This window comes from Nonomuraea sp. NPDC001831, assembly GCF_042892035.1.
GTDB lineage: Bacteria > Actinomycetota > Actinomycetes > Streptosporangiales > Streptosporangiaceae > Nonomuraea.
This window is the reverse complement of sequence record NZ_JBIATU010000034.1, coordinates 1-22,051: the sequence shown is the minus strand read 5'-3', so window position 1 is coordinate 22,051 and position 22,051 is coordinate 1. Positions and strand designations below refer to the sequence as shown.

At 72.3% G+C, this 22,051-nt stretch carries 25 protein-coding genes; 13 read left to right on the top strand and 12 right to left on the bottom strand.

Features of this window, described 5'->3' with window-relative positions; genetic code table 11:
* Positions 1-41: 41 nt before the first annotated feature.
* On the top strand, positions 42-713 hold the full coding sequence (locus ACFYYW_RS48635) for a DsbA family protein (protein WP_387661318.1): 672 nt from the start codon (positions 42-44) through the stop codon (positions 711-713).
* Between the two features lie 34 nt (positions 714-747).
* Positions 748-1,152, top strand: a complete 405-nt coding sequence (locus ACFYYW_RS48630; RefSeq protein ID WP_352322398.1) for a MarR family transcriptional regulator — start codon at positions 748-750, stop codon at positions 1,150-1,152.
* 30 nt (positions 1,153-1,182) lie between these two features.
* Here the strand turns inward: ACFYYW_RS48630 and ACFYYW_RS48625 are convergent, their stop codons facing one another.
* On the bottom strand, positions 1,183-1,797 hold the full coding sequence (locus ACFYYW_RS48625) for a thymidine kinase (RefSeq protein ID WP_352322400.1): 615 nt from the start codon (positions 1,795-1,797) through the stop codon (positions 1,183-1,185).
* A 135-nt stretch (positions 1,798-1,932) separates the two neighbouring features.
* Here ACFYYW_RS48625 and ACFYYW_RS48620 point away from each other — a divergent pair, with 135 nt between their 5' ends.
* Genes ACFYYW_RS48620 through ACFYYW_RS48610 form a run of 3 tightly spaced genes read left to right on the top strand, consistent with a single transcriptional unit; the run spans position 1,933 to position 6,079 of the window.
* Positions 1,933-2,271, top strand: a complete 339-nt coding sequence (locus tag ACFYYW_RS48620) for a hypothetical protein (RefSeq protein WP_352363898.1) — start codon at positions 1,933-1,935, stop codon at positions 2,269-2,271.
* 6 nt (positions 2,272-2,277) lie between these two features.
* Complete coding sequence (locus tag ACFYYW_RS48615) at positions 2,278-4,278, top strand: hydantoinase/oxoprolinase family protein (RefSeq protein WP_387661315.1); 2,001 nt, start codon at positions 2,278-2,280, stop codon at positions 4,276-4,278.
* A complete protein-coding gene (locus ACFYYW_RS48610) occupies positions 4,271-6,079 on the top strand; it encodes a hydantoinase B/oxoprolinase family protein (protein WP_387661312.1) in 1,809 nt (602 codons plus the stop codon). Before ACFYYW_RS48615 ends, ACFYYW_RS48610 begins: the two co-directional genes overlap by 8 nt.
* Before the next feature lie 14 nt (positions 6,080-6,093).
* Here the strand turns inward: ACFYYW_RS48610 and ACFYYW_RS48605 are convergent, their stop codons facing one another.
* Positions 6,094-6,963, bottom strand: a complete 870-nt coding sequence (locus ACFYYW_RS48605) for an NAD(P)-dependent oxidoreductase (protein ID WP_387661309.1) — start codon at positions 6,961-6,963, stop codon at positions 6,094-6,096.
* A 72-nt stretch (positions 6,964-7,035) separates the two neighbouring features.
* Here ACFYYW_RS48605 and ACFYYW_RS48600 point away from each other — a divergent pair, with 72 nt between their 5' ends.
* Complete coding sequence (locus ACFYYW_RS48600) at positions 7,036-7,716, top strand: histidine phosphatase family protein (RefSeq protein ID WP_352322409.1); 681 nt, start codon at positions 7,036-7,038, stop codon at positions 7,714-7,716.
* Here ACFYYW_RS48600 and ACFYYW_RS48595 read toward each other — a convergent pair.
* The 3 genes from ACFYYW_RS48595 to ACFYYW_RS48585 are packed head-to-tail and all read right to left on the bottom strand — an operon-like array spanning position 7,694 to position 9,232.
* The gene (locus tag ACFYYW_RS48595) at positions 7,694-8,143 is read right to left on the bottom strand and encodes a hypothetical protein (protein WP_387661306.1); all 450 of its coding nucleotides are present in this window, start codon (positions 8,141-8,143) and stop codon (positions 7,694-7,696) included. The genes ACFYYW_RS48600 and ACFYYW_RS48595 overlap by 23 nt on opposite strands.
* A complete protein-coding gene (locus tag ACFYYW_RS48590; RefSeq protein ID WP_387661303.1) occupies positions 8,133-8,654 on the bottom strand; it encodes an RNA polymerase sigma factor in 522 nt (173 codons plus the stop codon). Before ACFYYW_RS48590 ends, ACFYYW_RS48595 begins: the two co-directional genes overlap by 11 nt.
* A 47-nt stretch (positions 8,655-8,701) precedes the next feature.
* Positions 8,702-9,232, bottom strand: coding sequence for a uridine kinase (locus ACFYYW_RS48585; protein ID WP_387661300.1), 531 nt, complete (start codon positions 9,230-9,232; stop codon positions 8,702-8,704).
* A gap of 75 nt (positions 9,233-9,307) precedes the next feature.
* Here ACFYYW_RS48585 and ACFYYW_RS48580 point away from each other — a divergent pair, with 75 nt between their 5' ends.
* The gene (locus ACFYYW_RS48580) at positions 9,308-10,465 is read left to right on the top strand and encodes a CaiB/BaiF CoA transferase family protein (protein WP_387661297.1); all 1,158 of its coding nucleotides are present in this window, start codon (positions 9,308-9,310) and stop codon (positions 10,463-10,465) included.
* Positions 10,466-10,538: 73 nt separating this feature from the next.
* The gene (locus ACFYYW_RS48575) at positions 10,539-12,023 is read left to right on the top strand and encodes a carboxyl transferase domain-containing protein (protein ID WP_352322417.1); all 1,485 of its coding nucleotides are present in this window, start codon (positions 10,539-10,541) and stop codon (positions 12,021-12,023) included.
* A 4-nt stretch (positions 12,024-12,027) separates the two neighbouring features.
* Here ACFYYW_RS48575 and ACFYYW_RS48570 read toward each other — a convergent pair whose 3' ends face one another.
* From ACFYYW_RS48570 to ACFYYW_RS48550, 5 genes are read right to left on the bottom strand one after another with little or no spacing between them, the layout of a single operon-like run.
* Positions 12,028-12,423: a hypothetical protein gene (locus ACFYYW_RS48570; RefSeq protein ID WP_352363918.1), complete on the bottom strand. Its 396-nt coding sequence runs from the start codon at positions 12,421-12,423 to the stop codon at positions 12,028-12,030.
* The gene (locus ACFYYW_RS48565) at positions 12,420-12,866 is read right to left on the bottom strand and encodes a hypothetical protein (RefSeq protein WP_352322420.1); all 447 of its coding nucleotides are present in this window, start codon (positions 12,864-12,866) and stop codon (positions 12,420-12,422) included. The genes ACFYYW_RS48570 and ACFYYW_RS48565 overlap by 4 nt, the downstream gene beginning before the upstream one ends.
* Before the next feature lie 4 nt (positions 12,867-12,870).
* On the bottom strand, positions 12,871-13,680 hold the full coding sequence (locus ACFYYW_RS48560; RefSeq protein WP_387661292.1) for a carbon-nitrogen hydrolase family protein: 810 nt from the start codon (positions 13,678-13,680) through the stop codon (positions 12,871-12,873).
* On the bottom strand, positions 13,640-14,581 hold the full coding sequence (locus tag ACFYYW_RS48555; protein WP_387661289.1) for a DUF418 domain-containing protein: 942 nt from the start codon (positions 14,579-14,581) through the stop codon (positions 13,640-13,642). Before ACFYYW_RS48555 ends, ACFYYW_RS48560 begins: the two co-directional genes overlap by 41 nt.
* Positions 14,578-16,284 (bottom strand): alpha/beta fold hydrolase, encoded by a 1,707-nt coding sequence (locus ACFYYW_RS48550; protein WP_387661286.1) that lies wholly within the window; start codon positions 16,282-16,284, stop codon positions 14,578-14,580. Before ACFYYW_RS48550 ends, ACFYYW_RS48555 begins: the two co-directional genes overlap by 4 nt.
* Positions 16,285-16,324: 40 nt before the next feature.
* On the opposite strand from ACFYYW_RS48550, the gene ACFYYW_RS48545 reads away from it, so the two are divergent.
* Entirely contained in the window at positions 16,325-17,494 is a 1,170-nt protein-coding gene (locus ACFYYW_RS48545; protein ID WP_387661283.1) for a pyridoxal phosphate-dependent aminotransferase, read from the top strand.
* On the opposite strand, the gene ACFYYW_RS48540 is transcribed toward ACFYYW_RS48545, so the two are convergent.
* Positions 17,472-18,026 carry a helix-turn-helix domain-containing protein gene (locus ACFYYW_RS48540; protein ID WP_387661280.1) on the bottom strand — a complete coding sequence of 185 codons (555 nt, stop codon included), beginning with the start codon at positions 18,024-18,026 and terminating at the stop codon, positions 17,472-17,474. The two genes, ACFYYW_RS48545 and ACFYYW_RS48540, sit on opposite strands and share 23 nt — an antisense overlap.
* 145 nt (positions 18,027-18,171) lie before the next feature.
* Between ACFYYW_RS48540 and ACFYYW_RS48535 the strand changes: the two genes are divergently transcribed.
* Both ACFYYW_RS48535 and ACFYYW_RS48530 read left to right on the top strand, forming a co-directional pair.
* Complete coding sequence (locus ACFYYW_RS48535) at positions 18,172-19,188, top strand: aldo/keto reductase (protein ID WP_387661277.1); 1,017 nt, start codon at positions 18,172-18,174, stop codon at positions 19,186-19,188.
* Between the two features lie 76 nt (positions 19,189-19,264).
* Complete coding sequence (locus ACFYYW_RS48530; RefSeq protein ID WP_387661274.1) at positions 19,265-19,498, top strand: ribbon-helix-helix protein, CopG family; 234 nt, start codon at positions 19,265-19,267, stop codon at positions 19,496-19,498.
* Positions 19,499-19,709: 211 nt separating this feature from the next.
* Here ACFYYW_RS48530 and ACFYYW_RS48525 read toward each other — a convergent pair whose 3' ends face one another.
* Positions 19,710-20,633, bottom strand: coding sequence for a LysR substrate-binding domain-containing protein (locus ACFYYW_RS48525; RefSeq protein WP_352329927.1), 924 nt, complete (start codon positions 20,631-20,633; stop codon positions 19,710-19,712).
* A 116-nt stretch (positions 20,634-20,749) separates the two neighbouring features.
* On the opposite strand from ACFYYW_RS48525, the gene ACFYYW_RS48520 reads away from it, so the two are divergent.
* Positions 20,750-21,301: a peroxiredoxin gene (locus ACFYYW_RS48520; RefSeq protein WP_352329929.1), complete on the top strand. Its 552-nt coding sequence runs from the start codon at positions 20,750-20,752 to the stop codon at positions 21,299-21,301.
* On the top strand, positions 21,298-21,834 hold the full coding sequence (locus ACFYYW_RS48515) for a carboxymuconolactone decarboxylase family protein (protein WP_352329931.1): 537 nt from the start codon (positions 21,298-21,300) through the stop codon (positions 21,832-21,834). The genes ACFYYW_RS48520 and ACFYYW_RS48515 overlap by 4 nt, the downstream gene beginning before the upstream one ends.
* Positions 21,835-22,051: the final 217 nt, after the last annotated feature.

The window sequence follows — 22,051 nt, the reverse complement described above, 5'->3', positions numbered from 1 at the left end:
GCCGGCGGAATCGTCGCGTGGGCCGCGTGGTTGTCGCCGGTGTGAAAGTCGAGATTTTCTCCGATGTCGTGTGCCCCTGGTGTTACATCGGGCACGTCAGGTTCGCCCGCGCCGCCGAACGTTTTCGTGCCAAGGGCGGCACGATCGAGGTGACCATGCGCCCGTTCCAGCTCAATCCCGACGCCCCCGTCGAGGGTGAGCCGCTGATCCCGGCCCTTGAGCGCAAGTTCGGGCCGGGCGCGCGGCAGATGACCGAGCGCGTCCGGGCCGTCGCCGTCGAAGAGGGCCTGGAGATGGACTACGAGCGGGCCGTCAACACCAACACCTTCGAGGCCCACCGGCTCATCGAGGCCGCCACCGCCCAGGGGCTCGGCGAGGAGATGGCCGAGCGGCTGTTCCGCGCGTACTTCGGTGAGGGCGCGAACGTCGGCGACCCCGGCGTGCTGAGCCGCCTGGCCGGCGAGGTCGGCGTCCAGGACACCGGCCAGGGCGCCGAGCAGGTGCGCGAGCAGCTCGCCAGGGCCGGCGCGCTGGGCGTCAGCGGGGTGCCGCTGTTCCTGTTCGAGGGCAAGTTCGCGGTGTCGGGCGCGCAGCCGGAGGACGCCTTCGCCGCGGCGATCGACGAGGTCGCCGAGCGTACCGGCCAGACGCCGATCACCCAGCTCGCCCCGCCGGCCGACGGTTGCGACGACGACGGCTACTGCGCGGTCTGAACGGTCCCGCCCGCGGCGGTGCGACAATCGGAAGGTGTCGAGCCGCCGCCTTGGTTACCTGCTCAAGCATGCCGCGCTGCGCCTGGCCGAGTTCACCGGCCCGGCGCTCGCGCCCTACGGGATCGACGGGCGGGAGCTCGGGGTGCTGTCGGTGATCGACGCCCCCGAGCCGCTGTCGCAGCAGGAGGCGGCCCAGCGGCTCGGCATCGACCGCACGACGATGGTCGCCATGGTCGACGCGCTGGAGGGCAAGCAGCTGGTGGCGCGGCGGCCGCATCCGGGCGACCGCCGCAAGAACGCGGTCGAGCTGACCGAGCGCGGCCGCGAGACCGTGCGCCTCGCGGTGCCGGCCGTGGAGGAGGCCGAGCGCGCCTTCCTGTCCGCCCTGCCGGAGCACGACCGACGCCTGTTCCACGACGCCCTCGACCGGCTGGTGTGAGCCACCCGGCTCAGGTCGCAGCCAGGCGGGTCAGGCCGGGGCGCCGCCCTCGCCGAGCTGGCCGGAGCGGTGGTGGCGGCGGCACAGCACCTGGTAGCGCACCGGCGAGGCGTCGGTGTCGCCGATCACGACCTGCTCACCCGTCCGCGCCAGCACCCCGCCCACCACGCGCGCGTTGAGCTGCCCGGGGCGTCCGCACCAGCACAACACCTCGACCTGCAGCCGGCACACCTCGTCGGCCAGCTCGAACAGCCGCTGCGCGCCGGGGAACATGACCGATCGGAAGTCGGAGGCCAGCCCGAAGGCGTAGACGTCGATGCCGTGCTCGTCCACCAGGTCGGCGAGCTGCTCGATCTGCTCGACCGTGTAGAAGCAGGCCTCGTCGCAGATCAGGTAGTCGATGCGCTCGTGCGAGGTGACCAGGCCGACGAGGTCGAGGGAGTCCTCCACCTCGATCGCCTCCAGGCCCAGCCCGATCCGGCTGGTGACCTTCGGGCCGCCGGAGCGGTCGTGCTTGGTCAGGACCAGCCCGCGCCGCCCCTGGCGGCCGTGGTTGTAGTTCATCTGGAGCGCCAGAGTGGACTTCCCGCAGTCCATGGGGCCGAAGTAGAACTTCAGCACGGCGTCCCGGGCTCCGGATGGCACGGCTGACAAGGCAGACAGTTCGGTCACAGGAGGCCAGCTTAGCGGCTTGGCTTGTTCCATGACCTCGTGGGACATTTCTCCCCTGGACTATCAGGAGGAACTGTGGTCACCGACAATCCACCGACGCTCGACGCGATGCTGACACAGGACGACGTGACGGCCGCCCAGGCCGACGCCACCCGATGGCGGTACGGCTTCCTGGTCGTCGTGGCGGGCATCGTCGCGATCCTGATCGCCTTCGGCGCCGCGGTGTTCGCCACCAAGGAGTTCGCCGCGCTGTTCGCGGGCGTGGCCGGGGTGGTGGGCACGATCATGGGCGCCTATTTCGGCGTGCAGGCGGGCCAGTCGGGGAAGGCCAGAGTCGAGGCCGAACTGGCAAAATCCCAAGAGCTGGTGGTGCGCCTGGCGGCCTACGTCGGCACCCAGAACGCGCCCCGGGTCATCGACGAAGTTCTCGGCCGTCGCCGAAGCTGAGGAGCCATGCGTAGCGTCCGAATCGGAGTGGACACCGGGGGCACGTTCACCGACGTCGTGGCGGTGGACGAGCAGACCGGTGAGATCGTCACCACCAAGACCCCCTCGACGCCCGCGAACCCGGCCGACGGGTTCGTCGCGGGCATCGGGAAGCTGGGCGAGCTCGACGTCGCCTCCATCGTCCACGGCACCACCGTCGCGACGAACCAGCTGCTCGAAGACCGCATCGGCAACCTCGGGTTCATCACCACCGAGGGCTTCGAGTTCATCCTGGAGATCGCCAGGCAGAGTGTGCCGGACGGCTACGGCAACTCCTACTTCTGGGTCAAACCGCCGCGGATCGTCCCCGTGCACCTCGTCAGGACGGTCGGCGGCCGGCTCGACCACCTCGGCAACGAGGTGCGGCCGTTCTCCGAGGAGCAGGCCGTCGAGGCGGCGCGCTGGTTCAGGTCGAAGGGCATCACCGCGGTCGGCGTGTGCTTCCTGCACTCCTACGCCAACCCCGAGCACGAGCGCCGCATGCGCGAGATCCTCTGGCGCGAGCACCCGGAGGCGGTGATCTCGCTCTCCAGCGACGTGCTGCGCGAGTACCGCGAGTACGAGCGCTCGATCACCACCCTGGTGGACGCCGCGGTCAAGCCCGCCATGCGCGGCTACATCGCCGGCCTGTCCAACCGGCTCGGCATGCCGTTCTCGGTGATGAAGTCCAACGGCGGCGTGTTGTCGGCGCGCGAGGTCGTCAACCAGCCGATCACCACCGTGCTGTCGGGCCCGGCGGCGGGCGCGCTCGGCGCGGCGCTCATCGCCTCCACCGCGGGGCACCCGTCGGTGATCACCCTCGACGGCGGCGGCACCTCGACCGACGTGGCCGTGGTGATCGACGGCGAGCCGTCGCTGACCACCGAGGGCACGGTCGGCCGGTACCCGTGCAAGATCCCGATGATCGACATCGTCACGGTCGGCGCGGGCGGCGGCTCGGTGGCCTGGATCTCGCCCGAGGGCACGCTGAAGGTCGGCCCCCGCTCCGCCGGCGCCGATCCGGGGCCCCTGTGCTACGGCAGGGGCGGCTCGGAGGTCACGGTCACCGACGCGCACGTGTTCCTCGGCCGCATCCCGCCCCACCTGCTGGGCGGCGAGATCCCGCTCGACGCCGACGCCGCCCGCCACGGCGTCGAGGCGCTGGCCGACAAGCTCGGGCTCACCCCCGAGCGCACCGCGACCGGCATCCTGGAGATCAGCGCGTTCAACCAGAGCAACGCGATCCGGCAGCTCACCGTCAAGCGCGGCCTCGACGTACGGGACTTCCCGCTGGTGACGTTCGGCGGGTCGGGGCCGCTGCTGGCCTGCCGCCTGATCGACATCCTGGGCCTGCCCGCCGTCGTCGTGCCGCGCGACCCGGGCAACGTCTCGGCGTTCGGCCTGCTCACCGTCGACGTCAAGAACGACTACGTGCGCACGTACGTCACCCGCGACCTCGCGCTGAAGACCGCCGCGCAGATCTTCCAGGAGCTGGAGGGCCAGGCCGCCGAGGCGCTCGACCGCGAGGGCTTCGACGACCCGGTCCACGTCCGCAGCGCCGACCTGCGCTACTACGGGCAGGCGTTCGAGGTGCGCGTCACCGCCCCGGCGGGCCCGCTCGACGACGACTGGAAGCGCACGGTGATCGAGGCCTTCCACGACGCCCACGAGAAGCTGTACGGCTACGCCTACCGCGACGACCCGCGCCACGGCGTCGAATGGGTCAACCTGCGCGTCTCGGGCATCGGTCCGATCACCCGTCCGGCGATCCGGCGGCTCGACAAGCCGGGGGAGGGGCCCACGTCGGTCCGTCCCGTGCACTTCGAGGAGACCCGCGACACCCCGATCCACCAGCGGGCCGCCCTCGGGCCGGGCGCCACCGTCCAGGGCCCGGCGGTCATCGAGGAGTACGGGTCGACGATCCCCGTGCACCCGGGCTTCACCGCAAAGGTGGACGAATACGGAAATGTGGAGATCCGACGTGATTGATCCGATCCTGGTGGAGATCGTCGAGGGCACGCTGGCCTCCGTCGAGCGGGAGGTCGAGACGGCCATCGCCCGCACGGCCCGCTCCCCGATGATCCGCGACGCGCACGACTTCCGCGCCGGCATCCACGACGCCCGGCTGCGCAAGCTCACCGGCCGCTCCTACAGCGCGCTCGTCCAGCCGATCGTGCGCGACTTCCCGATCGAGACGATGAAGCCCGGCGACGTCTACTTCCACAACGACGTCTACCTGTCCGAGGGCGGCATCGGCCACCTGCCCGACCTGTGCGTCACCGTGCCGGTCTTCCACGACGGGGCCGTGGTGGCGTTCGTGCAGGCGTTCGGCCACCACGACGACATCGGCGGCGCGGTGCCCGGCTCGATGCCCTCGCACGCCCGCTCGGTGTACGAGGAGGGCCTGATGATCCCGCCGATCAAGCTGTGGGACCAGGGCGTGCCGAACGAGACCGCGCTGCGCATCATGACCCGCAACTCCCGCATGCCCGACTCCCTGGCCGGCGACCTCGACGCCGAGTGCTCGGCCTGCCTCATGGGCGCCCGCCGCCTCGGCGAGCTGTTCGACCGGTACGGCAGGCAGGCCGTCGAGGAGTGCTTCGACGCGATCGTCTCCAAGACCACCGAGACCTTCCGCAGGGAACTGCTCGCCAAGATCCCCGAAGGCACGTACGTCTGGGAGGACTACGCCGAGCACGACGGCGTCGACGAGCCCCGCCTGCACGCCCAGCGCATCACGCTCACCGTCGACCACGCCGCCGACGCGCCGCTCACCATCGACTTCACCGGCACCTCGCCCCAGGCCAAGGGCCCGATCAACCACGCGGGCGACTACGCCGACGGCGTCTTCCTGAAGAAGTGGCTCGCGCCGGTGCTGCGCAACCTCGCCGACACGCCCGAGCGCATGGCCGAGCTCGACGTCAACGAGGGCGTCGTGCCGCTGATCAGGATGGTCTTCCCGGAGAAGGGCACGCTGCTCACCCCGATCTTCCCGGCGCCCACCAACGCCCGCACGTTCGTCATTCTGCGCCTGCTCGGCGTGCTGGCCGGCGTGCTGGCCAAGGCCACCGGCGGACGCATGCCCGCCGACCAGGAGACCATCCGCTACACCGGCGTCTACGGCAGCGACGCCGACGGCACGCCGTACCTGATGCGCGAGGTCCTGGGCGGCGGCTCGGGCGGCCGCTGGTACGCCGACGGCGAGGACACCATCCACATCGTCCCCGACTCGCGCAACATCCCGGTCGAGTTCGCCGAGGCGCGCTGGCCGTTCCGGGTGGAGCGGCTGGGGCTGGCCTGCGACTCGGGCGGCCCCGGCATGTTCCGCGGCGGCCTGGGCTACGACAAGCACATCAGGATGCTCCGGGACGCGTCGTACATGTCGATCGCCGACCGGTCGATCCTGTCGTGCTGGGGCGTCAACGGCGGCCTGGCCGGGCGCCCGTTCCGGGTGGAGATCGCCGGCAAGGAGATGGACGGCCTGGTGGACGACCACCCCGTCCAGGCCGGCGACCTGATCCGCATCCGCACCACGGGCGGCGGCGGCTGGGGCTCCCCCTACGACCGCGACCCGCGGGCGGTGGCGGCCGACGTCCGCGACGGCAAGGTCTCGATCGCCGGCGCCCTGGGCGACTACGGCGTGGTCCTGGACGGCGACCGCATCGACGAACGCGGCACCGCCGAGCTCCGCGCCCGCCTCCGCCCGCCGGCGGACCGTTTCTTCGACCGCGGCCCCGGCTACCCGAGGCTGTCCGGCGGCAGGACGTACGCGGAGGTGGACGAACTGTAGGGAACCGGCAGGGGCTACTCCTTGTCGAAGCTGGCGAAGTAGGTGGCGACCATGTCCTGGTCGCCGTGCCCCTGCGCCTCGGCGCGGCGCAGCCGCTCGCCGGCCGCCGCCACCATGTCCAGCCGCACCCCGGCCGACGCGCCCGCCTCGGTGATCAGCCGGGTGTCCTTCTCGGCGTTGTGCACGGTGAAGGACGGCTCCAGGTCGCCCTCCAGGATGGCCTTGGACTTGGCCTGGAAGTAGACGTTGTCCAGCGGGCCGCCGCTGATCACCTCGCGCACCAGGCCGGGGTCGAGACCGAGCCCCTTGGCCAGGGCCAGGGCCTCGGCCACGATGCCGGTCATCGAGATGGCGTAGCTGACGGCGGCCATCTTGAGCCTGGTGCCGGCGCCCTCGGCGCCGTCCTCGCCCAGCCACAGGGTGCGCGAGCCGACGGCGTCGAACACCGGGGCGAGCGCCTGCCTGGCCGGCTCGGGGGCGGCCGCCAGGATGAGCAGCGTGCCCTGTTCGGCCGGCTGCCTGGTGCCCTGGACGGGCGCGTCGGCGAAGGTCAGGCCGTGCTCGGCGGCCAGGGCGGCCAGGCGGTCGACCGCCGCCACGCCGACCGTGCTCATCTGCGCCCACACCTGGCCGGGACGCAGCGCGGGCGCGGCGGCGGTCATCGCGTCGTGCACGGCGTCGCCGTCGCTGAGCATCGTGACGATCACGTCGGCGCCCTCGACCGCCTCGGCGGGGGAGCCGGCGACGACGGCGCCGTCGGCCGCCAGCGGCTCGGCCTTGTCCCGCGTGCGGTTCCACACCCTGACCGGCAGGCCGGCCCTGAGCAGGTTGCGGGCCATGGGAGCGCCCATGAGCCCGGTCCCGAGCAATGCGACTTCAGTCATGAGGATCACCCTACGACGGCCCGCTCCGGCGGCTTCGGCGAGGTGCGGCGTCCGGATGCGAGGATGGCGGGCATGGGACCTTCGCGGATCGTCGCCGTACGCCACGGGGAGAGCCAGGCGAACCTGGCGCACGCGCAGGCCGGCGACCGGCCACTGGTCTACGAGCGGGGCGACCACGAGGTGACGCTGACCGACCTCGGCCTGCTCCAGGCGCGGGCGCTCGGCCGGATGCTGGCCGCCCTGCCCGCCGGCGAGGCGCCCGAGGAGGTGTGGTGCTCCCCCTACCTGCGGGCCCTCGACACCTGGAGGACCGCGCACGAGACCTGGGGCGCCGGCGCGCTGCCGGTGACCGTGGACGAGCGGCTCAGAGACCAGGAGTCGGGCGAGTTCGCCCGGTTCAACCTGGCCGCCATCGGCGAGCGGTTCCCCGGCGAGGTGCGGCGGATGCGCGCCGAGGGCCCCTACGCCTACCGGCCGCCCGGCGGCGAGTCGCTGGCCGACGTGGTGGTCCGGCTGAAGGACTTCCTGCACGGGCTGCGCGCGGCGGCGGACGGGCGGCGGGTGCTGATCGTCGCCCACGACTCGGTGGTGCTGGGCCTGCGGCACGTCATGGCCGGGCGGGACGACGCCGACCTGGCCGACGTCCTGCGGTTCGCGCCGGTGCTCAACGCGTCGGTGTCGGTCTGGCGGGCCGCGGGCGCGGGGTTCGAGGTGGTGGCGTTCAACGACGTCACCCACCTAGATCCCGCTTGAGCCGCAGCAGCCGCGCCCGCCGCGTGTGGGCCTGCCCGGTCAGCACGGCGCTCACCGCCACGAACGCGAGCCCGAGCGCCAGCGCGCCGGTGGCCACGGCGGCGACGAGCGCGGTGGTGAGCAGGGCGGCCGCCAGGGCGATCCAGCCGGCGATCACCCGGTCGCGGGCGAACAGCGGCGTCCTGCGCGTGCTCAGCCAGCCGCCGTAGCAGGCCCAGGCCAGGCAGAACGCGGCGAGAGCGGCGAAGGCCAGGTGGGTGCGGCCGGGCAGCGGGCCGGGCTCGGTCCACCACAGGGCGCAGACGAAGACCGTCCCGGCGGCCCCGGCGAGCAGGGCGGTCAGCGCGCGCACGCGCCGCCACGGCGACAGCGACGGTTCGAGGCGCTCGATGATCTCGTCGGCGGTCAGGCGCGGCTCATCGGTCATGGTCGATCTCCTTCAGGTGGTCGCGCAGGAGGCGGCGGGCGCGGCTGAGCCTGGACTTGACGGTTCCGGCGGGGATGCCGCAGATCTGGGCGCACTCCTCGACCGGCAGGTCCTCCAGGTAGTGCAGGACGAGGATCTCCCGCTCGGCAGGGGGCAGGGCGGACAGGGCGGCGAGCAGGCCGGCGCGGTCGACGACGGCCTCGGCGGGGTCCTCGGTCACCGGTTCCGGCTCGGCCGCGCTCTCCGTCCTCGCGTACTCCTCGCGCAGGCGGTCGGTGACCGCCCGGCGGGCGATGGTGAACAGCCAGGGCGTGAACCGTCCGGGCGCGCGCAGCCGGGGCAGGCCGCGCACGACGGCCGCCCAGATCTCCTGGGCGACGTCGTCGGCCCGCTCGGCGTCCAGCATGCGCCGGACGTAGGTCCAGACCGGGGTGTGCCAGCGGCGTACGAGTTCGGCGATCGCCGCGCGCTCGCCCAGCTGGGCGCGTACGACGAGCAGCTCATCTGTCATGTCGTCCTTCCGTCACCCTGCTCAGTCGGGCGGGAGGGCGACCCGGTTCACGTCTCGACGACGAGATCGGCGCGCTCGCGGGTGCGGTCGGCGGCGAACCAGGCCCGTTCGGCGGCGAACCACTGCCGCCACCGGGGTTCGAGCTCGGGGCCGTCGCGGTCGAGGACGCGCCGCAGCCGCACTGCCTCGGGGGCCTCCACCCAGACGGTGAAGGCCAGCAGGCGGGCGGCCGACCGGCGGGCGGTGCCGACGCCCTCGACGACCAGCACGGGCGCGGCCGGCACGGCGACCTGGTCGGCGTAGCGCTCGCGCACCCAGTCGTAGCGGCGGAAACCGGCCGGGCGGCCGTGCCGCAGCGGTTGCAGGACCTGCTCGTCCAGCAGGCGGAACCAGGCGCCGGGGCCGTCGTCCCAGTGGACGGGGAAGTCGTCGCTGTGGATCACCTGGCAGCCGAGCGCCGCGCCGAGCCGGCCGGCGAAGGTGGTCTTGCCCGAGCCGGCCGGGCCGTCGACGGCCACCAGGCGCACGGGCCCGCAGGAGGGCGGCAGGGCCTGGATGCGGCGGGCCAGGGAATTCACCGGACCAGGGTAGGCGATGGTGGACGGCCGCCTGAGAGAATATTCTTCCGGCCCAACGCAAGCTGGAGGTTGACCTTGCTCGGACCCCTCGGCGACGTCGTCGTGCTCGATCTGTCCAGGGCCCTCGCGGGGCCGCACGCCGCGCAGATGCTCGGCGACCTGGGCGCCCGGGTGATCAAGGTGGAGCATCCGGACGGGGGTGACGACTCGCGCGGGTGGGGGCCGCCCTTCGTCGGGCCCGACCACGACATCTCGACCTACTTCCTGGCGGCCAACCGCAACAAGCAGTCCATCGCGGTCGATCTCAAGTCCGCCGAGGGCAGGCAGCTCGTCGAGCGGCTCGTCCGGCAGAGCGACGTGCTGATCGAGAACTTCCGCACCGGCGTGCTCGACCGGCTCGGCTTCCCCGTCGAGCGCCTGCACGAGCTCAACCCGCGCCTGGTCGTCCTGTCGATCACCGGGTTCGGCCACGACGGGCCCGAGGGCGGCCGGCCGGGCTACGACGTGATCGCCCAGGGCGAGGCGGGGCTGATGTCGCTGACCGGGCCCTCGCGCGAGGAGCCGTACCGGGTGGGCGCCTCGATCGCCGACCTGCTGGCCGGCATCCACGGCGCGTACGGCGTGGCGGCGGCCCTGTACGAGCGCGAGCGCACCGGCCGGGGCCGGGTGGTGCGCACGTCCCTGCTGGCCGCGGTCACCGGCGTCCACTCCTACCACGGCACGGCCTGGACGGTCGGCGGCCAGGCCCCCGGCGCCAACGGCAACCACCACGCCTCCATCGCCCCCTACGGCGCCTTCCGCTGCGCCGACGGCATGCTGCAGATCGCCGTGGCGAACGACGGCCAGTGGAAGAAGGTCGCCAAGCTACTCGACATCGACCCTGATGTGGCGAAATATGCGACCAACAGGCAGAGATTCGCACACCGGGACGAGCTGATCGCCGACATGGAGAAGGCCCTGGCCGACCACGACCGCGCCCACTGGCTGGCCAGGCTGGGCGAGGCCGGCGTGCCCGCGGGCGCGATCAGGTCGATCGACGAGGTCTACGCCTGGGAGCAGACCCGCAGCCAGGGGCTCCTGGTCGAGGTGGACCACCCCGTGCTGGGCCCGATCGAGCTTCCCGGGCCGCCGCTGCGCTTCGACGGCCTGCCCCCGGGCGAGCACACCGCGCCCCCCGCACTCGGCCAGGACGGCGAGGCCGTGCTCGCCTGGCTCGAAGAGCGGGAGGGATGATCGGCAATTCCCGGCTCCGGCATGTACCCTCGTGCGTCACCATGGCATCATCGGTTGATCGTTAGGAGCGATAGTGAGCCGTCCGGACGCGCGCACACTGATCGAAGCGGTCCTCGACAGGGGGTCGTGGAAGTCGTGGGACGCGCCGCCCGCCGATCCGGCGGAGCCCGGCTCCTCCTATGCCGAGGAGCTGGCCGCGGCCCGCGTGAAGTCCGGCTACGACGAGTCGGTGATCACCGGCGAGGGGCTGCTCGACGGCCGCAGGGTCGCCGTCGTGGTCTGCGAGTTCTCCTTCATGGCGGGGTCGGTCGGGGTCGCCGCGGCCACCCGCATCGCGGCCGCGGTCGAGCGCGCCACGCGTGAGCGGCTGCCGCTGCTGGCCGCCCCGGCCTCGGGCGGCACCCGGATGCAGGAGGGCGCGCTGGCGTTCGTCCAGATGGTCCGGATCACCGTCGCGGTGCAGGAGCACCGCGCGGCCGGGCTGCCCTACGTCGTCTACCTGCGGCACCCGACGACGGGCGGCGTGCTGGCCTCCTGGGGCTCGCTCGGGCACGTCACGGCGGCCGAGCCGGGGGCGCTGATCGGGTTCCTCGGGCCGCGGGTGTTCGAGGCGCTGCACGGCTACCCCTTTCCCGAGGGCGTCCAGGTGGCCGAGAACTTCTACGAGCACGGCCTGGTCGACGCCGTCGTGTCGGCCGACGACGCCCGCAGGGTCGCGATCAGGGCCCTTTCCGTGTTGTGCGCCGCGCGTACCGGCGTCGAGGCGGGCGAGCCGCCCGCGGAGGACCTGCGGCCGGTGGAGGCGTGGGAGGCGATCACCCGCTCGCGTCGCGACGACCGTCCGGGCGTGCGCACGCTGCTCAAGCTGGCCGCCACCGACGTGACGCCGCTCAGCGGCAGCGGCGCCGGCGAGAACGAGCCGGGGCTCGTGCTGGCGCTGGCCAGGTTCGGGTCGGCGCCCGCCGTGGTGCTCGGCCAGGACCGGCGAAGACAGCGCCGGCGCTCGCCGCTCGGCCCGGCCGGGCTCAGGGTGGCCAGGCGCGGCATGCGCCTGGCGGCCGAGCTGGGGCTGCCGCTGGTCACCGTGGTCGACACCGCGGGGGCCGACCTGTCGAAGTCGGCCGAGGAGGGCGGGCTGGCCGCCGAGATCGCCCGCTGCCTGGCCGAGCTCGTCACCCTCGACGCGCCGACCGTGTGCCTGCTGCTCGGCGAGGGCGCGGGCGGGGCGGCGCTGGCGCTGCTGCCGGCCGACCGGGTGTTGTGCGCCCAGCACGCCTGGTTGTCGCCGCTGCCGCCGGAGGGCGCCTCGGCCATCCTCTACCGGTCGGTCGACTTCGCCCCCGAGATCGCCCAGGCCCAGCACATCCGGGCCACCGACCTGCGGCGCGACGGCATCGTCGACCGGGTGATCCCCGAGCTGCCCGACGCCGCCTACGAGCCCAGGCAGTTCTGTGAGCGCGTGGGGCGGGCGCTGGAGCACGAGATCGCCAAGCTGCTGGCGGTGCCCCCGGCCGACCGCCTGGCGGCCCGCCTGGCCCGCTACCGCGCCCTGGGCTGACCTCCTACGGCACGGGGATGCGTTCGACGCGGATGGAGAAGACCTCCTCGCGCGGCACGACCACCTCGTACGCGCCGTGGTCGACCATCCAGTAGCCGAGCGCCTCGGCCTTCATGCCGCTGTGGCCGGTGTAGGCGATGTGCAGGCCGTCGTCGTCCTCGTCGAGGACGATGCACGGCTCGCCGCCGAAGGCGCCGACGGTGCGGACGAGCACCAGCCACTCCAGCCGCGACCTGGCCACCACCCGCCGCCAGTAGCCCGAGGCGGGCTCGAAGCCGTCGAGCTCCACCTCGCTGAACAGCACCACCTGGTCGTTGTCGGGGCCGAGGGCGGCCGGCAGCGTGCGCTCGCCGAAGCGGGCCACGAAGCCGGAGGCGACCGGCGTGATCTCCTCGCTCATGCGGCGGGCCGCCAGGTCAGGCCGTCGTAGCCGGCGAAGGGCCGCTCGCCCTCGCCGGTGACGTGGACGATCTCCGCCCCCGCCGGGATCGGCATCGGGACGGTGTGGAACTGCGGCACCACGTGGTCGGGCGAAGTGGTGAACCCGTTGCCGGCGAACGGCGGTACGTCGCTCCAGTCGCCGCCCATGTGCGGGCCGTAGGGCACCGCGTAGGTGTCGACGTCGCGGGCGTGCCAGCGCATCAGGTAGAGCTCGGGCACCTCGGGGAACAGCTCCGAGCCGTCGAAGGACAGGTCGAGGCCGTAGTAGAGGGCCGCCGGCGTGGTCAGCCTGACGCAGTCCTGGACCCGGTAGACGTAGCCGGAGATCACGGTGCGCTTGCCCGACAGGTACGGCACGAGCAGACGCGGCGGCACGACCTTCTGCATCTGCGTTCCGCTCATGGCTCTACTTTACGGTCGGTTGACCCTTGAGCACCCGGTGATCCAGGCACGGGAGCATGGCCCTGGCGGTGGCCGTCCATTCGGTGTCCAGGCGGACGAGCTGGACCCCGGGACCGGTGCCGAGGTCGGCCCGGACCACTCCGAGCGGGTCGACCAGCATGCTGCGGCCCACGCCGAACCCGTCCTTCGACTCCTCCGGGTTGGGCGCCTGGCCGACGGCGGCCGTCCACATCGTGTTCTCCAGGGCCCGTGCGCGGACCAGCGTGACCCAATGGTCCTCCTTCAGCGGGCCCGACCCCCAGGCGGCGATCACCGCGAACAGGTCGGCGCCCTTGTCGACCAGCGCCCTGGTCAGCTCGGGGAAGCGGATGTCGTAGCAGGTGACCAGCCCGACGCGCAGCCCGGCCAGCTCGACCACGGCCGGCTCGGCGCCCGGCGCCACCAGGTCGGACTCCTTGGAGCCGAAGGAGTCGAACAGGTGGATCTTCCGGTAGGCGGCCTTGACGTCGCCGTCGGGGCCGATCGCCACGGCCGTGTTGTGCACCTTGGCGCCGGCCGGGCCCTCGCCCGGCTCGAACACGCCGGCGATCACCGCCAGGCCGTAGGTGCGGGCCGCCTCCGCCAGCCCCGACACGAACGGCCCGTCGAGCGGCTCGGCCAGTTCGGTGACGCGCCTGCCGTAACGGGTGAGCGTGGCCTCGGGGAAGATCGCCAGGTCGGCCCCCTCGGCGCGGGCGAGCGCCTCCCTGGCCCTCTTGAGGTTGGTGGCCGGGTCAGGAGAGACCGGAATCTGGCAGAGGGCGATTGTGGTCACGGCCCGACTCTAACCGGTTGGGCACCAGTCGAAACCAGGTCAGGCACCGCCAGATCCACTCAAGTGGGCCGTACCGAAATCTGGTGAGCCACCAGCCGCTGAACAACGTCTGCGCCACCACGGTGGTCAGCGCCACCGCGAGCACCGGCCAGCGGGTGGCGCCGGTCTTCAGCGGGACCGTGCACAGCGCGATCACCGCCGTGCCGGTGACGTAGTTCGTCAGCGCCATCCGGCCCAGCGGCTCCAGCAGGGCCGACGACCACGGCCGCAGCGCCAGCAGCAGCCCGCCGGCGTACGCCGCCGCCCCCGCCAGCGCGGCCACGCTGTAGACGGTCCAGTCGCCCGCCCCCGGCACGTCCGCGACGCCCGCCCAGGTGACCGTCAGCACCAGGGAGGTCAGCGCCGAGGCGGCGAACACGGGGGCCAGCAGGCTCCGCGGCGGGCGCAGCCGCATCAGCCCCATGCCGACCAGGAACAGCCCGGGGATGAGCGACGGGCCCGCGCCGTGGAAGGTGGCCCAGACGGTCGCCACGACGCCGAGCGCCAGCACCGGCAGGCCGCCCGGCAGGAACGAGGCCGGCAGCAGCACCACCAGGCCGTAGAGGGCGTAGTCGGTCAGCACCTCGCCCTCGTAGAAGGTGTGCTGGAGCAGGCCGAAGCAGGCCAGCCAGGCCAGCCGGCGGGCCAGCGCCCAGCGGCTGCCCGAACGGTCGAGGAACAGCACGAAGCTGATGCCGAACAGCAGCGAGAAGATCGGGTAGAAGCGGCTCTGGAACAGGGCCTCGATCGTGCGGTCGATGCCGGTGTAGGGCTCGTGGCTGGCGTGCTGCCAGGTGTTGACCAGCATGATGCCGCCCACCGCGAAGCCGCGGAGGGCGTCCAGCTCACGGATGCGCGTCACAGGAACCAGGTGAACCACCATACGAGGAATCCGGCGCCGGCGACCGCCGCCACGATGTGCGGCCACCGCCGTGCGTGGAACAGGGCCGCGACGCTCAGCACGGCCGAGGCCACCGCGATCCACGTGTACGGGCCGCCGACCGAGGCGGGGACGCCGACGGCCAGGGCCGTCTCGTTCCTGCTCGCCATACCGTAGACGGCCTGGCCGGTCAGCCCGGCGAACGCCACGCCGGCCAGCCCCGCGAAGGCGGTCACCGACCTGCCGCGCAGCGCGCCGGCGCCGAGCTGGACGAGCGAGACGAGCGCGAACAGCGCGAAGGGCACGGCCAGCCAGGGCGCCTGCGAGATCCGGTACGGCGCGCCGGTGACGTGCGTGTCGGCGAGCCGGAGCGTCGGCGGCCGGCCCGGGTCGGGCTCGCACGGCTTCGGCGGCACGCCGCCCGGGGCCTCGACGAACTCGGCGATGTGCTTCCTGGCGCACGCGCTGGTGAGGAAGACGGCGTGGCTGCCGGGGAACGTCTCGAACCGGGCGCCGGGGATGGCCCTGGCGGCGGGCCCGGCCGTCCTCGCGGGGGTGGTGGGGTCGTGATCGCCGCCGACGACGTAGACGGGGGCCTTGGGGACGGCGTTCACGGGGGCGGACTTGGGAAGTTGCCACGCATCACACACTGATTTGTCCGCGTTTACCGTGAAAAGTCGGGATTTGGTGGTGAAGGTGTTGAACGGCACCTCGTCCTGGCACTGCACCGCGTGGTACAGCCCGAACTCGTGCGACACCAGCCCCTCGCCCACCGCGTCGGCCAGCGGCCGCAGCAGCTCCTCGTGCCCCTCGGCCAGCCCGCCGACCAGCGCGGGCGCCACGGCCGACACGTCGGCCTCGTGCAGCGCCTCGGCCAGGACGGTGGCCACGTCGTCGCCGGACATCGTCGCCGTGAACGGGCGGCCGAGCAGCGGATCGGTGGTCGGCACCCGGGCGGGGGAGCGGTTGAGCCCGGCCACCACCCGGTCGAAGGCGTCGCCCACGCCGAGCGCGGCCACGGTGTCGCGCAGGTTGCGGTCGGCGTCGTCGTACCAGGCCACGGACTCGGGCAGGAACGAGTCCAGCACGACCGAGCGCACGCCCTGCGGGTCGGCCGCGGCGACGTCGGTCATGACGCGGGTGGAGTAGCTGACGCCGAACAGGTTCCAGGAGGGGTGACCGAGCGCCTGGCGCAGGGCGACCACGTCGGCGGCGATCTCCTTGGTGTGGTAGCCGCGCAGGTCGACGCCCTGCTCCTGGAGGCGGGCGCGGCAGCGCCGGGCCGCCGCGCCCACGTCGGCGGGCGGCCTGCGCAGCCGTCCGAGCAGCGCCTCGGCCGTCTCGGGGCAGCCCAGCACCGGGCGGGAGTACTTGCCGCCGCGCTGCTCGATCGTCACCACGTCCCGGTCGGGGAACATCTGGCTGAGGAACCCGGTGAGCTGCAGCGACGACGACGCCGGCCCGCCGCCCATGTAGACGATCGGATCGGGTTTGCGGCCGGGGGCCGTCGAGGTGTGCACGGCGTACCCGACCTTGATGGTCCGGCCCGGCGTGTCGCGGCGCTCGGGGACCAGCAGGAATCCGCAGACGGTGTGCTCCGGCACGACGACCGGACAGGGCGCGGACTCCACGGGAGGAGGCGTGTCAGGCGTGACGAGGGGAACGCTCAGGACGAGGGCTAGCACGACCCGGATGATCACGAGACGAGACTAATAGTGTGGGGGCGTGACCGAACCACTTGTTTCCAGGATGCGCGCCTTCGGCACGACGATTTTCGCCGAGATGAGCGCGCTCGCCGTGCAGACCGGGTCCATCAACCTCGGACAGGGCTTCCCTGACACCGACGGCCCGGCCGCCATGCTCGACCGCGCCGTGCAGGCGATCACCTCGGGCGCCAACCAGTACCCGCCGGGGCCCGGGGTGCTGGAGCTCCGGCAGGCGGTCTCGGAGCACCGGATGGCCCACTACCGGCTCGACTACGACCCGGCGGGCGAGGTGCTGGTCACCGTGGGCGCCACCGAGGCCATCGCGGCGAGCGTGCTGGCGCTGTGCGAGCCGGGCGACGAGGTGATCGCGTTCGAGCCGTACTACGACTCCTACGCGGCCTCGATCGCGCTGGCCCAGGCCAGGCTCGCGGCGGTGACGCTGCGTCCGGTGGAGGGCCGCTTCACCTTCGACCCCGACGAGCTGCGTGCCGCCGTCACGCCGCGTACCCGGGCGATCCTGGTCAACTCACCGCACAACCCGACGGGGACCGTCTTCACCAGGGACGAGCTGACGGTCATCGCCGAGCTGTGCCAGGAGCACGGCCTGATCGCGATCACCGACGAGGTCTACGAGCACCTCACCTTCGACGGCGTCGAGCACGTCCCGCTGGCCACGCTGCCCGGCATGCGCGAGCGCACGGTCATGATCTCCTCGGCGGGCAAGACGTTCTCGGTCACGGGCTGGAAGACCGGCTGGGTGTGCGCGCCGCCCGAGCTGGTGCGGGCGGTCTCGACGGTCAAGCAGTTCCTCACCTTCACCGCGAGCGCGCCCTGGCAGCTCGCGGTGGCGTACGGGCTGCGCACCGAGCTGGAGTGGGTGGCCGCGCTGCGCGCCGGGCTCCAGGACAAGCGCGACCGGCTGATGGACGGCCTGGCGGCGGCGGGCTTCGAGGTGTTCGGGCCGGCGGGCACGTACTTCGTGCAGACCGACATCCGGCCGCTGGGCTTCACCGACGGCCTGGAGCTCACCCGCCGCCTGCCCGAGCTGGCCGGGGTGGTGGCCATCCCCACGCAGGTCTTCTACGAGCACCCCGAACGCGGCCGGCACTTCGTCCGCTTCGCGTTCTGCAAGAAGGACGAGGTCATCGACGAGGCGGTGACCCGGCTCAAGCGCCTGTCGCAGGGGTAGCCCGGCGCAGGCCGTCGAACAGCACGGCCAGGGCCCTGGCCCGCAGGTCGTCGCTCCAGTTGTGGTGCTGCGCCGCCAGGCAGGCGGCGCTGAGCAGGGCGAGCAGCTCCGTCATGCCCACGTCCGCGCGCACCGCCCCGGCCCGCTGCGCCCGCTCCAGCAGCGCGCTGATCGCGCCCCTGATGTCGGGCGCGCCCGCCTTGGCGTCGATGCCCGCGCTGGCCAGGGCGTCCACCAGGATCTTCTTGACCGTCGAGTAGGCCACGATGCGGTCGAAGAACTCGAAGAAGGCCGCTCCGGCGTCGGCGGCGCCGGCCAGCTCCTCGGCCATCTCGGCCAGCCGCTCCTGCCGGTCGGCCACGATCGCCGCGTACAGGGTCTCCTTGGTGGGGAACTGGCGGTAGATCGTCCCCACGCCCACGCCGGCCAGCGCGGCGATCTCGCGCATGGAGGCGTCGAGCCCGTCGCGGGCCAGCACGACCTCGGCCGCCTCCAGCACGCGGGCGCGGTTGCGCCGGGCGTCGGCACGCATGGGCCCTCCTCGCTTTGTCATCCTCGCGTTGACATCTTCACGTTGACATCTTCACGTTGACATCTTCACGTTGACATCCGGAACCGTTGTTCCGTATCGTTCCCGGCGTCCAAGCGGAACAGTCATTCCGATTCTAGGGGTATTCGTGGACTTCCAGACCATGGGACGTTCCGGGCTGCGCGTCTCCCGCGCCTGCCTCGGCACCATGAACTTCGGCACCGAGCACGGCCTGGCCGCGGGCGACGCGGCCGAGGCGGGCCGCGTCGTCGACGCCTACCTCGACGCGGGCGGCAACTTCATCGACACCGCCGACCTCTACCACCGGGGCGAGACCGAGGAGATCGTCGGCCGGGCGCTGCGCGGCAGGCGCGAGTGGGTCGTGCTGGCCACCAAGGGCGCCATGCCGGTCGGCCCGGAGGGGCGGGGCCTGTCCAGACGGCACCTCACCCGCGCCCTGGAGGCCAGCCTGCGCCGCCTCGGCACCGACTACATCGACCTCTACCAGTGCCACCAGTGGGACCCGGGCACGCCGATCGAGGAGACGATGGCCACCCTCGACGGCTTCGTCCGTTCGGGCAAGGTGCGCTACCTCGGCTGCTCCAACTTCACCGCCGCCCAGATCGTCGAGGCGCAGTGGGCCGCCGAGCGGGTGGGCGGCACGCCGTTCGTGAGCCTGCAACCTCAGTACTCGCTGCTCCAGCGGGTCGTCGAGGCCGAGATCCTGCCCGCCTGCGCCCGGTTCGGCCTCGGGACGGTGGTGTACGGGGCGCTCGGCGGCGGCGTCCTGACCGGCCGCTACCGGCGCGGCGAGCTCCCCGACCCGGACAGCCGCATGGGCCGTCTGCTCGGCGCAGGGATGCCCGGCGCGGCTCGCTGGGCGCAGTCGTTGCTCAACGACCGCAACCTGGCCGTCGCGGAGGGGCTGGCCGAGGTCGCGGCCGATCTGGGCGCCGACCCGGCCGCGGTCGCGCTGGCGTGGGTCGCGGGGCGTCCCGGCGTCACGTCGGTGCTGCTCGGGCCGCGCTCGGTGCGGCAGCTGCGGGAGAACCTGGCCGCCTTCGACCTCACCCTCCCGCCGGAGGCGGTCACCCGCCTGGACGACCTCTCCGACCCCGCCCACACCCCCGCCGACGCCTCCTTCTTCCACCTCGTCCCCCGCTGACCCCCGACCGGCGCAACCGAGAGCCAACCGTTTCTGCTGGTTTCGCTCCCAGGGCGCCCCACGCCACGATGAGGGCATGGCCATGACCCTTCGCATGAACGACGAACAGACCGAGGCTCTTCGTAGGCGTGCTGAGCTGGAAGGGCGAAGCATGCAGCAGATCGTGCTGCGCGCGATCGACGAGTACCTGGAGCGCGCCTCCGACGACGAGATCACCGACGCTCTGGCGGAGAAGGCGCCAGGCGATTCGCGGACCTGTCGCGCAGGCTGGGCGAGTGATCCGTTACGTCAGCCTCGAACGAGGGCTTAGCATCGCGCGGGCCGCGGTGGGCCATCCCTTAGGTGTGCGGCCTCGGGCTCCTGGAAGCTGCGCTCCTGCGGCCGCGGACCTCGCTGTACGGGCATGACGCCTGTCCCACCCGATGACCAGGCCGCGGCACTCCTCCACTCGACGTCACCAACCATCCGCTCGTCGACGAGGCTCGACGACGTGACGGAGATCGCCGGGGCGCTGCGCGCGTTCACGAGATGAGCTTGACCGGGAGGCGGCGTTGGCGGATGGCGGTGCGGACGGCCTTGGCGAGTTGGTCGTACTCGGCCACGCGGGCCGAGGAGGCGCGGTAGGCCAGGCCGATCGTACGGCCGGGAGCGGGGGCGGCGAAGCGGCGCAGCGCCAGGCGTACCCGCTTGCCGGTCTCCACCGGCACGGCCGACTCCGGCAGCAGCGTCACGCCCAGGCCGCCCGCCACGAGCTGCACCAGCGTCGGCAGGCTGGTCGCGTACGTGGTCGCGGTGGCCCGAGCGCCCACCTCGCGGCACACGTCGATGGCCTGTTCGCGCAGGCAGTGGCCCTGGTTGAGGAGGACGATGTCCAGGCCCTTGAGCACGTCGCGGTCGAGCGGCGCGGGGTCGGCGGCCAGGGGGTGGTCGTGGGGGAGGGCCAGCAGGAAGTCCTCGTCGTAGAGCGGCGTCTCCACCAGGCCGCCCACGTCCGTCGGCAGGGCGAGCAGGACCAGGTCCAGCCGGCCTTCGCGGACCTCCTCCAGGATGGTCTCCGTCTTGGCCTCGTGGACGGTCAGCTTGAGCTGCGGGAAGCGCTGGGCGAACATGGGCAGCAGCGCGGGCAGCACGTACGGCGCCACGGTGGGGATCACGCCGAGGTGGGCCGGGCCGCTGAAGGGCTCGCGGTTCTGGGCGGCCTCGCCCATCAGGTCCTCCACGGCGGCCAGCACCCGCCAGGCGTGCTCGGCCACGCGCTCGCCGGCGGAGGTGAGCAGCACCTTGCGGGTGGTCCGCTCCAGCAGCTGTGTGTCCAATATCTCCTCCAATGAGGCGATATTTCCGGACAGGGTGGGTTGGCTCATCTTCAGTGCTGTCGCCGCCTCCCTGAAGTGGAGATGCTCGGCCACGGCCAGGAAGGAACGTAGCTGAGCGAGGGTGGGCATGGGCTCACTGATAGGAATCACCTCTCAGATTGGTCCAACTACTCGATTTCTCGAATCAATGTTAGGTGCGGCAACGTAAGTGCCCTGACCCGCACTTCCTCCGAAGGAGTAGGAACTTGCTCACCGTCGGTGACCGCTTCCCCGAGTACGAACTCACGGCCTGTGTCGACCTCGACCCCGACAAGGCGTTCGCTGAGATCAACCACAAGACCTACGAGGGCAAGTGGCGCGTGGTGTTCTTCTGGCCGAAGGACTTCACGTTCGTCTGCCCGACCGAGATCGCCGAGTTCGGCCGTCTCAACGGCGAGTTCGCCGACCGCGACGCCCAGGTGCTCGGCGTGTCGGTCGACTCCGAGTTCGTGCACCACGCCTGGCGCAAGAACCACGAGGACCTGCGCGACCTGCCCTTCCCGATGCTGAGCGACATCAAGCGCGAGCTGTCGCAGGCCTGCGGCGTGCTCGGCCAGGACGGCGTCGCCCAGCGCGCCACGTTCATCGTCGACCAGAACAACGAGATCCAGTTCTCGATGGTGACCGCCGGTTCCGTGGGCCGCAACGTCAAGGAGGTCCTGCGGGTCCTCGACGCCCTGCAGTCCGACGAGCTGTGCCCGTGCAACTGGAACAAGGGCGAGGCCGGCCTCGACGCCCAGAAGCTGCTGGCCCAGTGAGCGTCGACACCCTGAAGTCGCTCCTGCCCGACTACGCCAAGGACACCAGGCTCAACCTGGGCTCGGTCACGACCACCTCGTCGCTGACCGACCAGCAGCTCTGGGGCACCGTCCTGGCGTGCGCCCTGGCCACCAGGTCGGCGCGGGTCATCGCCGAGCTCTCGCAGGACGCCGCCGACCACCTGTCGGCCGAGGCGTTCACCGCCGCCAAGGCGGCCGCGTCGATCATGGCGATGAACAACGTCTACTACCGCGCCACCCACCTGATCGGCGACGAGACGTACGCGACGCTGCCGGCCAGGCTCCGGATGACCGTGATCGGCAACCCGGGCGTGGACAAGACGGACTTCGAGCTGTGGTGCCTGGCGGTCTCCGCGATCAACGGCTGCGGCCGCTGCCTGGAGTCGCACGAGCAGGTACTGCGGGGCGCGGGGATGCCGCGTGAGCAGGTCCAGGAGGCGCTGCGGGTGGCTGCCGTGATCAACGCCACCGCCGCGACCCTGGAGGCCGAGGCCGCGCTCCAGACGGTCTGACCTCCCGCGGAACCGCGAACCACGTAGTCGCGGAACCGCGTAATCGCAGAACCGCGAAGGCGGGCGCCCGTACGGGCGCCCGCCTTCGACGTGCGCGGGCGGTGGCTCCGGTGGCTCTGTGGGCTAGTGAGCCGGTTTTGAGATTCGGTCGCAGTAGTGGCAGATGCGGTCGAGGATCTGGTCCGCAGTCTTGGTCCATCGAAACGGCTTGGCGTTG

What these genes read in the sequence shown, in the direction of transcription:
- ACFYYW_RS48565 (WP_352322420.1), bottom strand. Translation starts at nt 12,866, where the DNA reads ATGAGCGGAACGCAGATGCAGAAGGTCGTGCCGCCGCGTCTGCTCGTG.
- ACFYYW_RS48615 (WP_387661315.1), top strand. Translation starts at nt 2,278, where the DNA reads ATGCGTAGCGTCCGAATCGGAGTGGACACCGGGGGCACGTTCACCGAC.
- ACFYYW_RS48530 (WP_387661274.1), top strand. Translation starts at nt 19,265, where the DNA reads ATGGCCATGACCCTTCGCATGAACGACGAACAGACCGAGGCTCTTCGT.
- ACFYYW_RS48590 (WP_387661303.1), bottom strand. Translation starts at nt 8,654, where the DNA reads ATGACAGATGAGCTGCTCGTCGTACGCGCCCAGCTGGGCGAGCGCGCG.
- ACFYYW_RS48540 (WP_387661280.1), bottom strand. Translation starts at nt 18,026, where the DNA reads ATGCGTGCCGACGCCCGGCGCAACCGCGCCCGCGTGCTGGAGGCGGCC.
- ACFYYW_RS48570 (WP_352363918.1), bottom strand. Translation starts at nt 12,423, where the DNA reads ATGAGCGAGGAGATCACGCCGGTCGCCTCCGGCTTCGTGGCCCGCTTC.
- ACFYYW_RS48525 (WP_352329927.1), bottom strand. Translation starts at nt 20,633, where the DNA reads ATGCCCACCCTCGCTCAGCTACGTTCCTTCCTGGCCGTGGCCGAGCAT.
- ACFYYW_RS48600 (WP_352322409.1), top strand. Translation starts at nt 7,036, where the DNA reads ATGGGACCTTCGCGGATCGTCGCCGTACGCCACGGGGAGAGCCAGGCG.
- ACFYYW_RS48620 (WP_352363898.1), top strand. Translation starts at nt 1,933, where the DNA reads ATGCTGACACAGGACGACGTGACGGCCGCCCAGGCCGACGCCACCCGA.
- ACFYYW_RS48595 (WP_387661306.1), bottom strand. Translation starts at nt 8,143, where the DNA reads ATGACCGATGAGCCGCGCCTGACCGCCGACGAGATCATCGAGCGCCTC.
- ACFYYW_RS48605 (WP_387661309.1), bottom strand. Translation starts at nt 6,963, where the DNA reads ATGACTGAAGTCGCATTGCTCGGGACCGGGCTCATGGGCGCTCCCATG.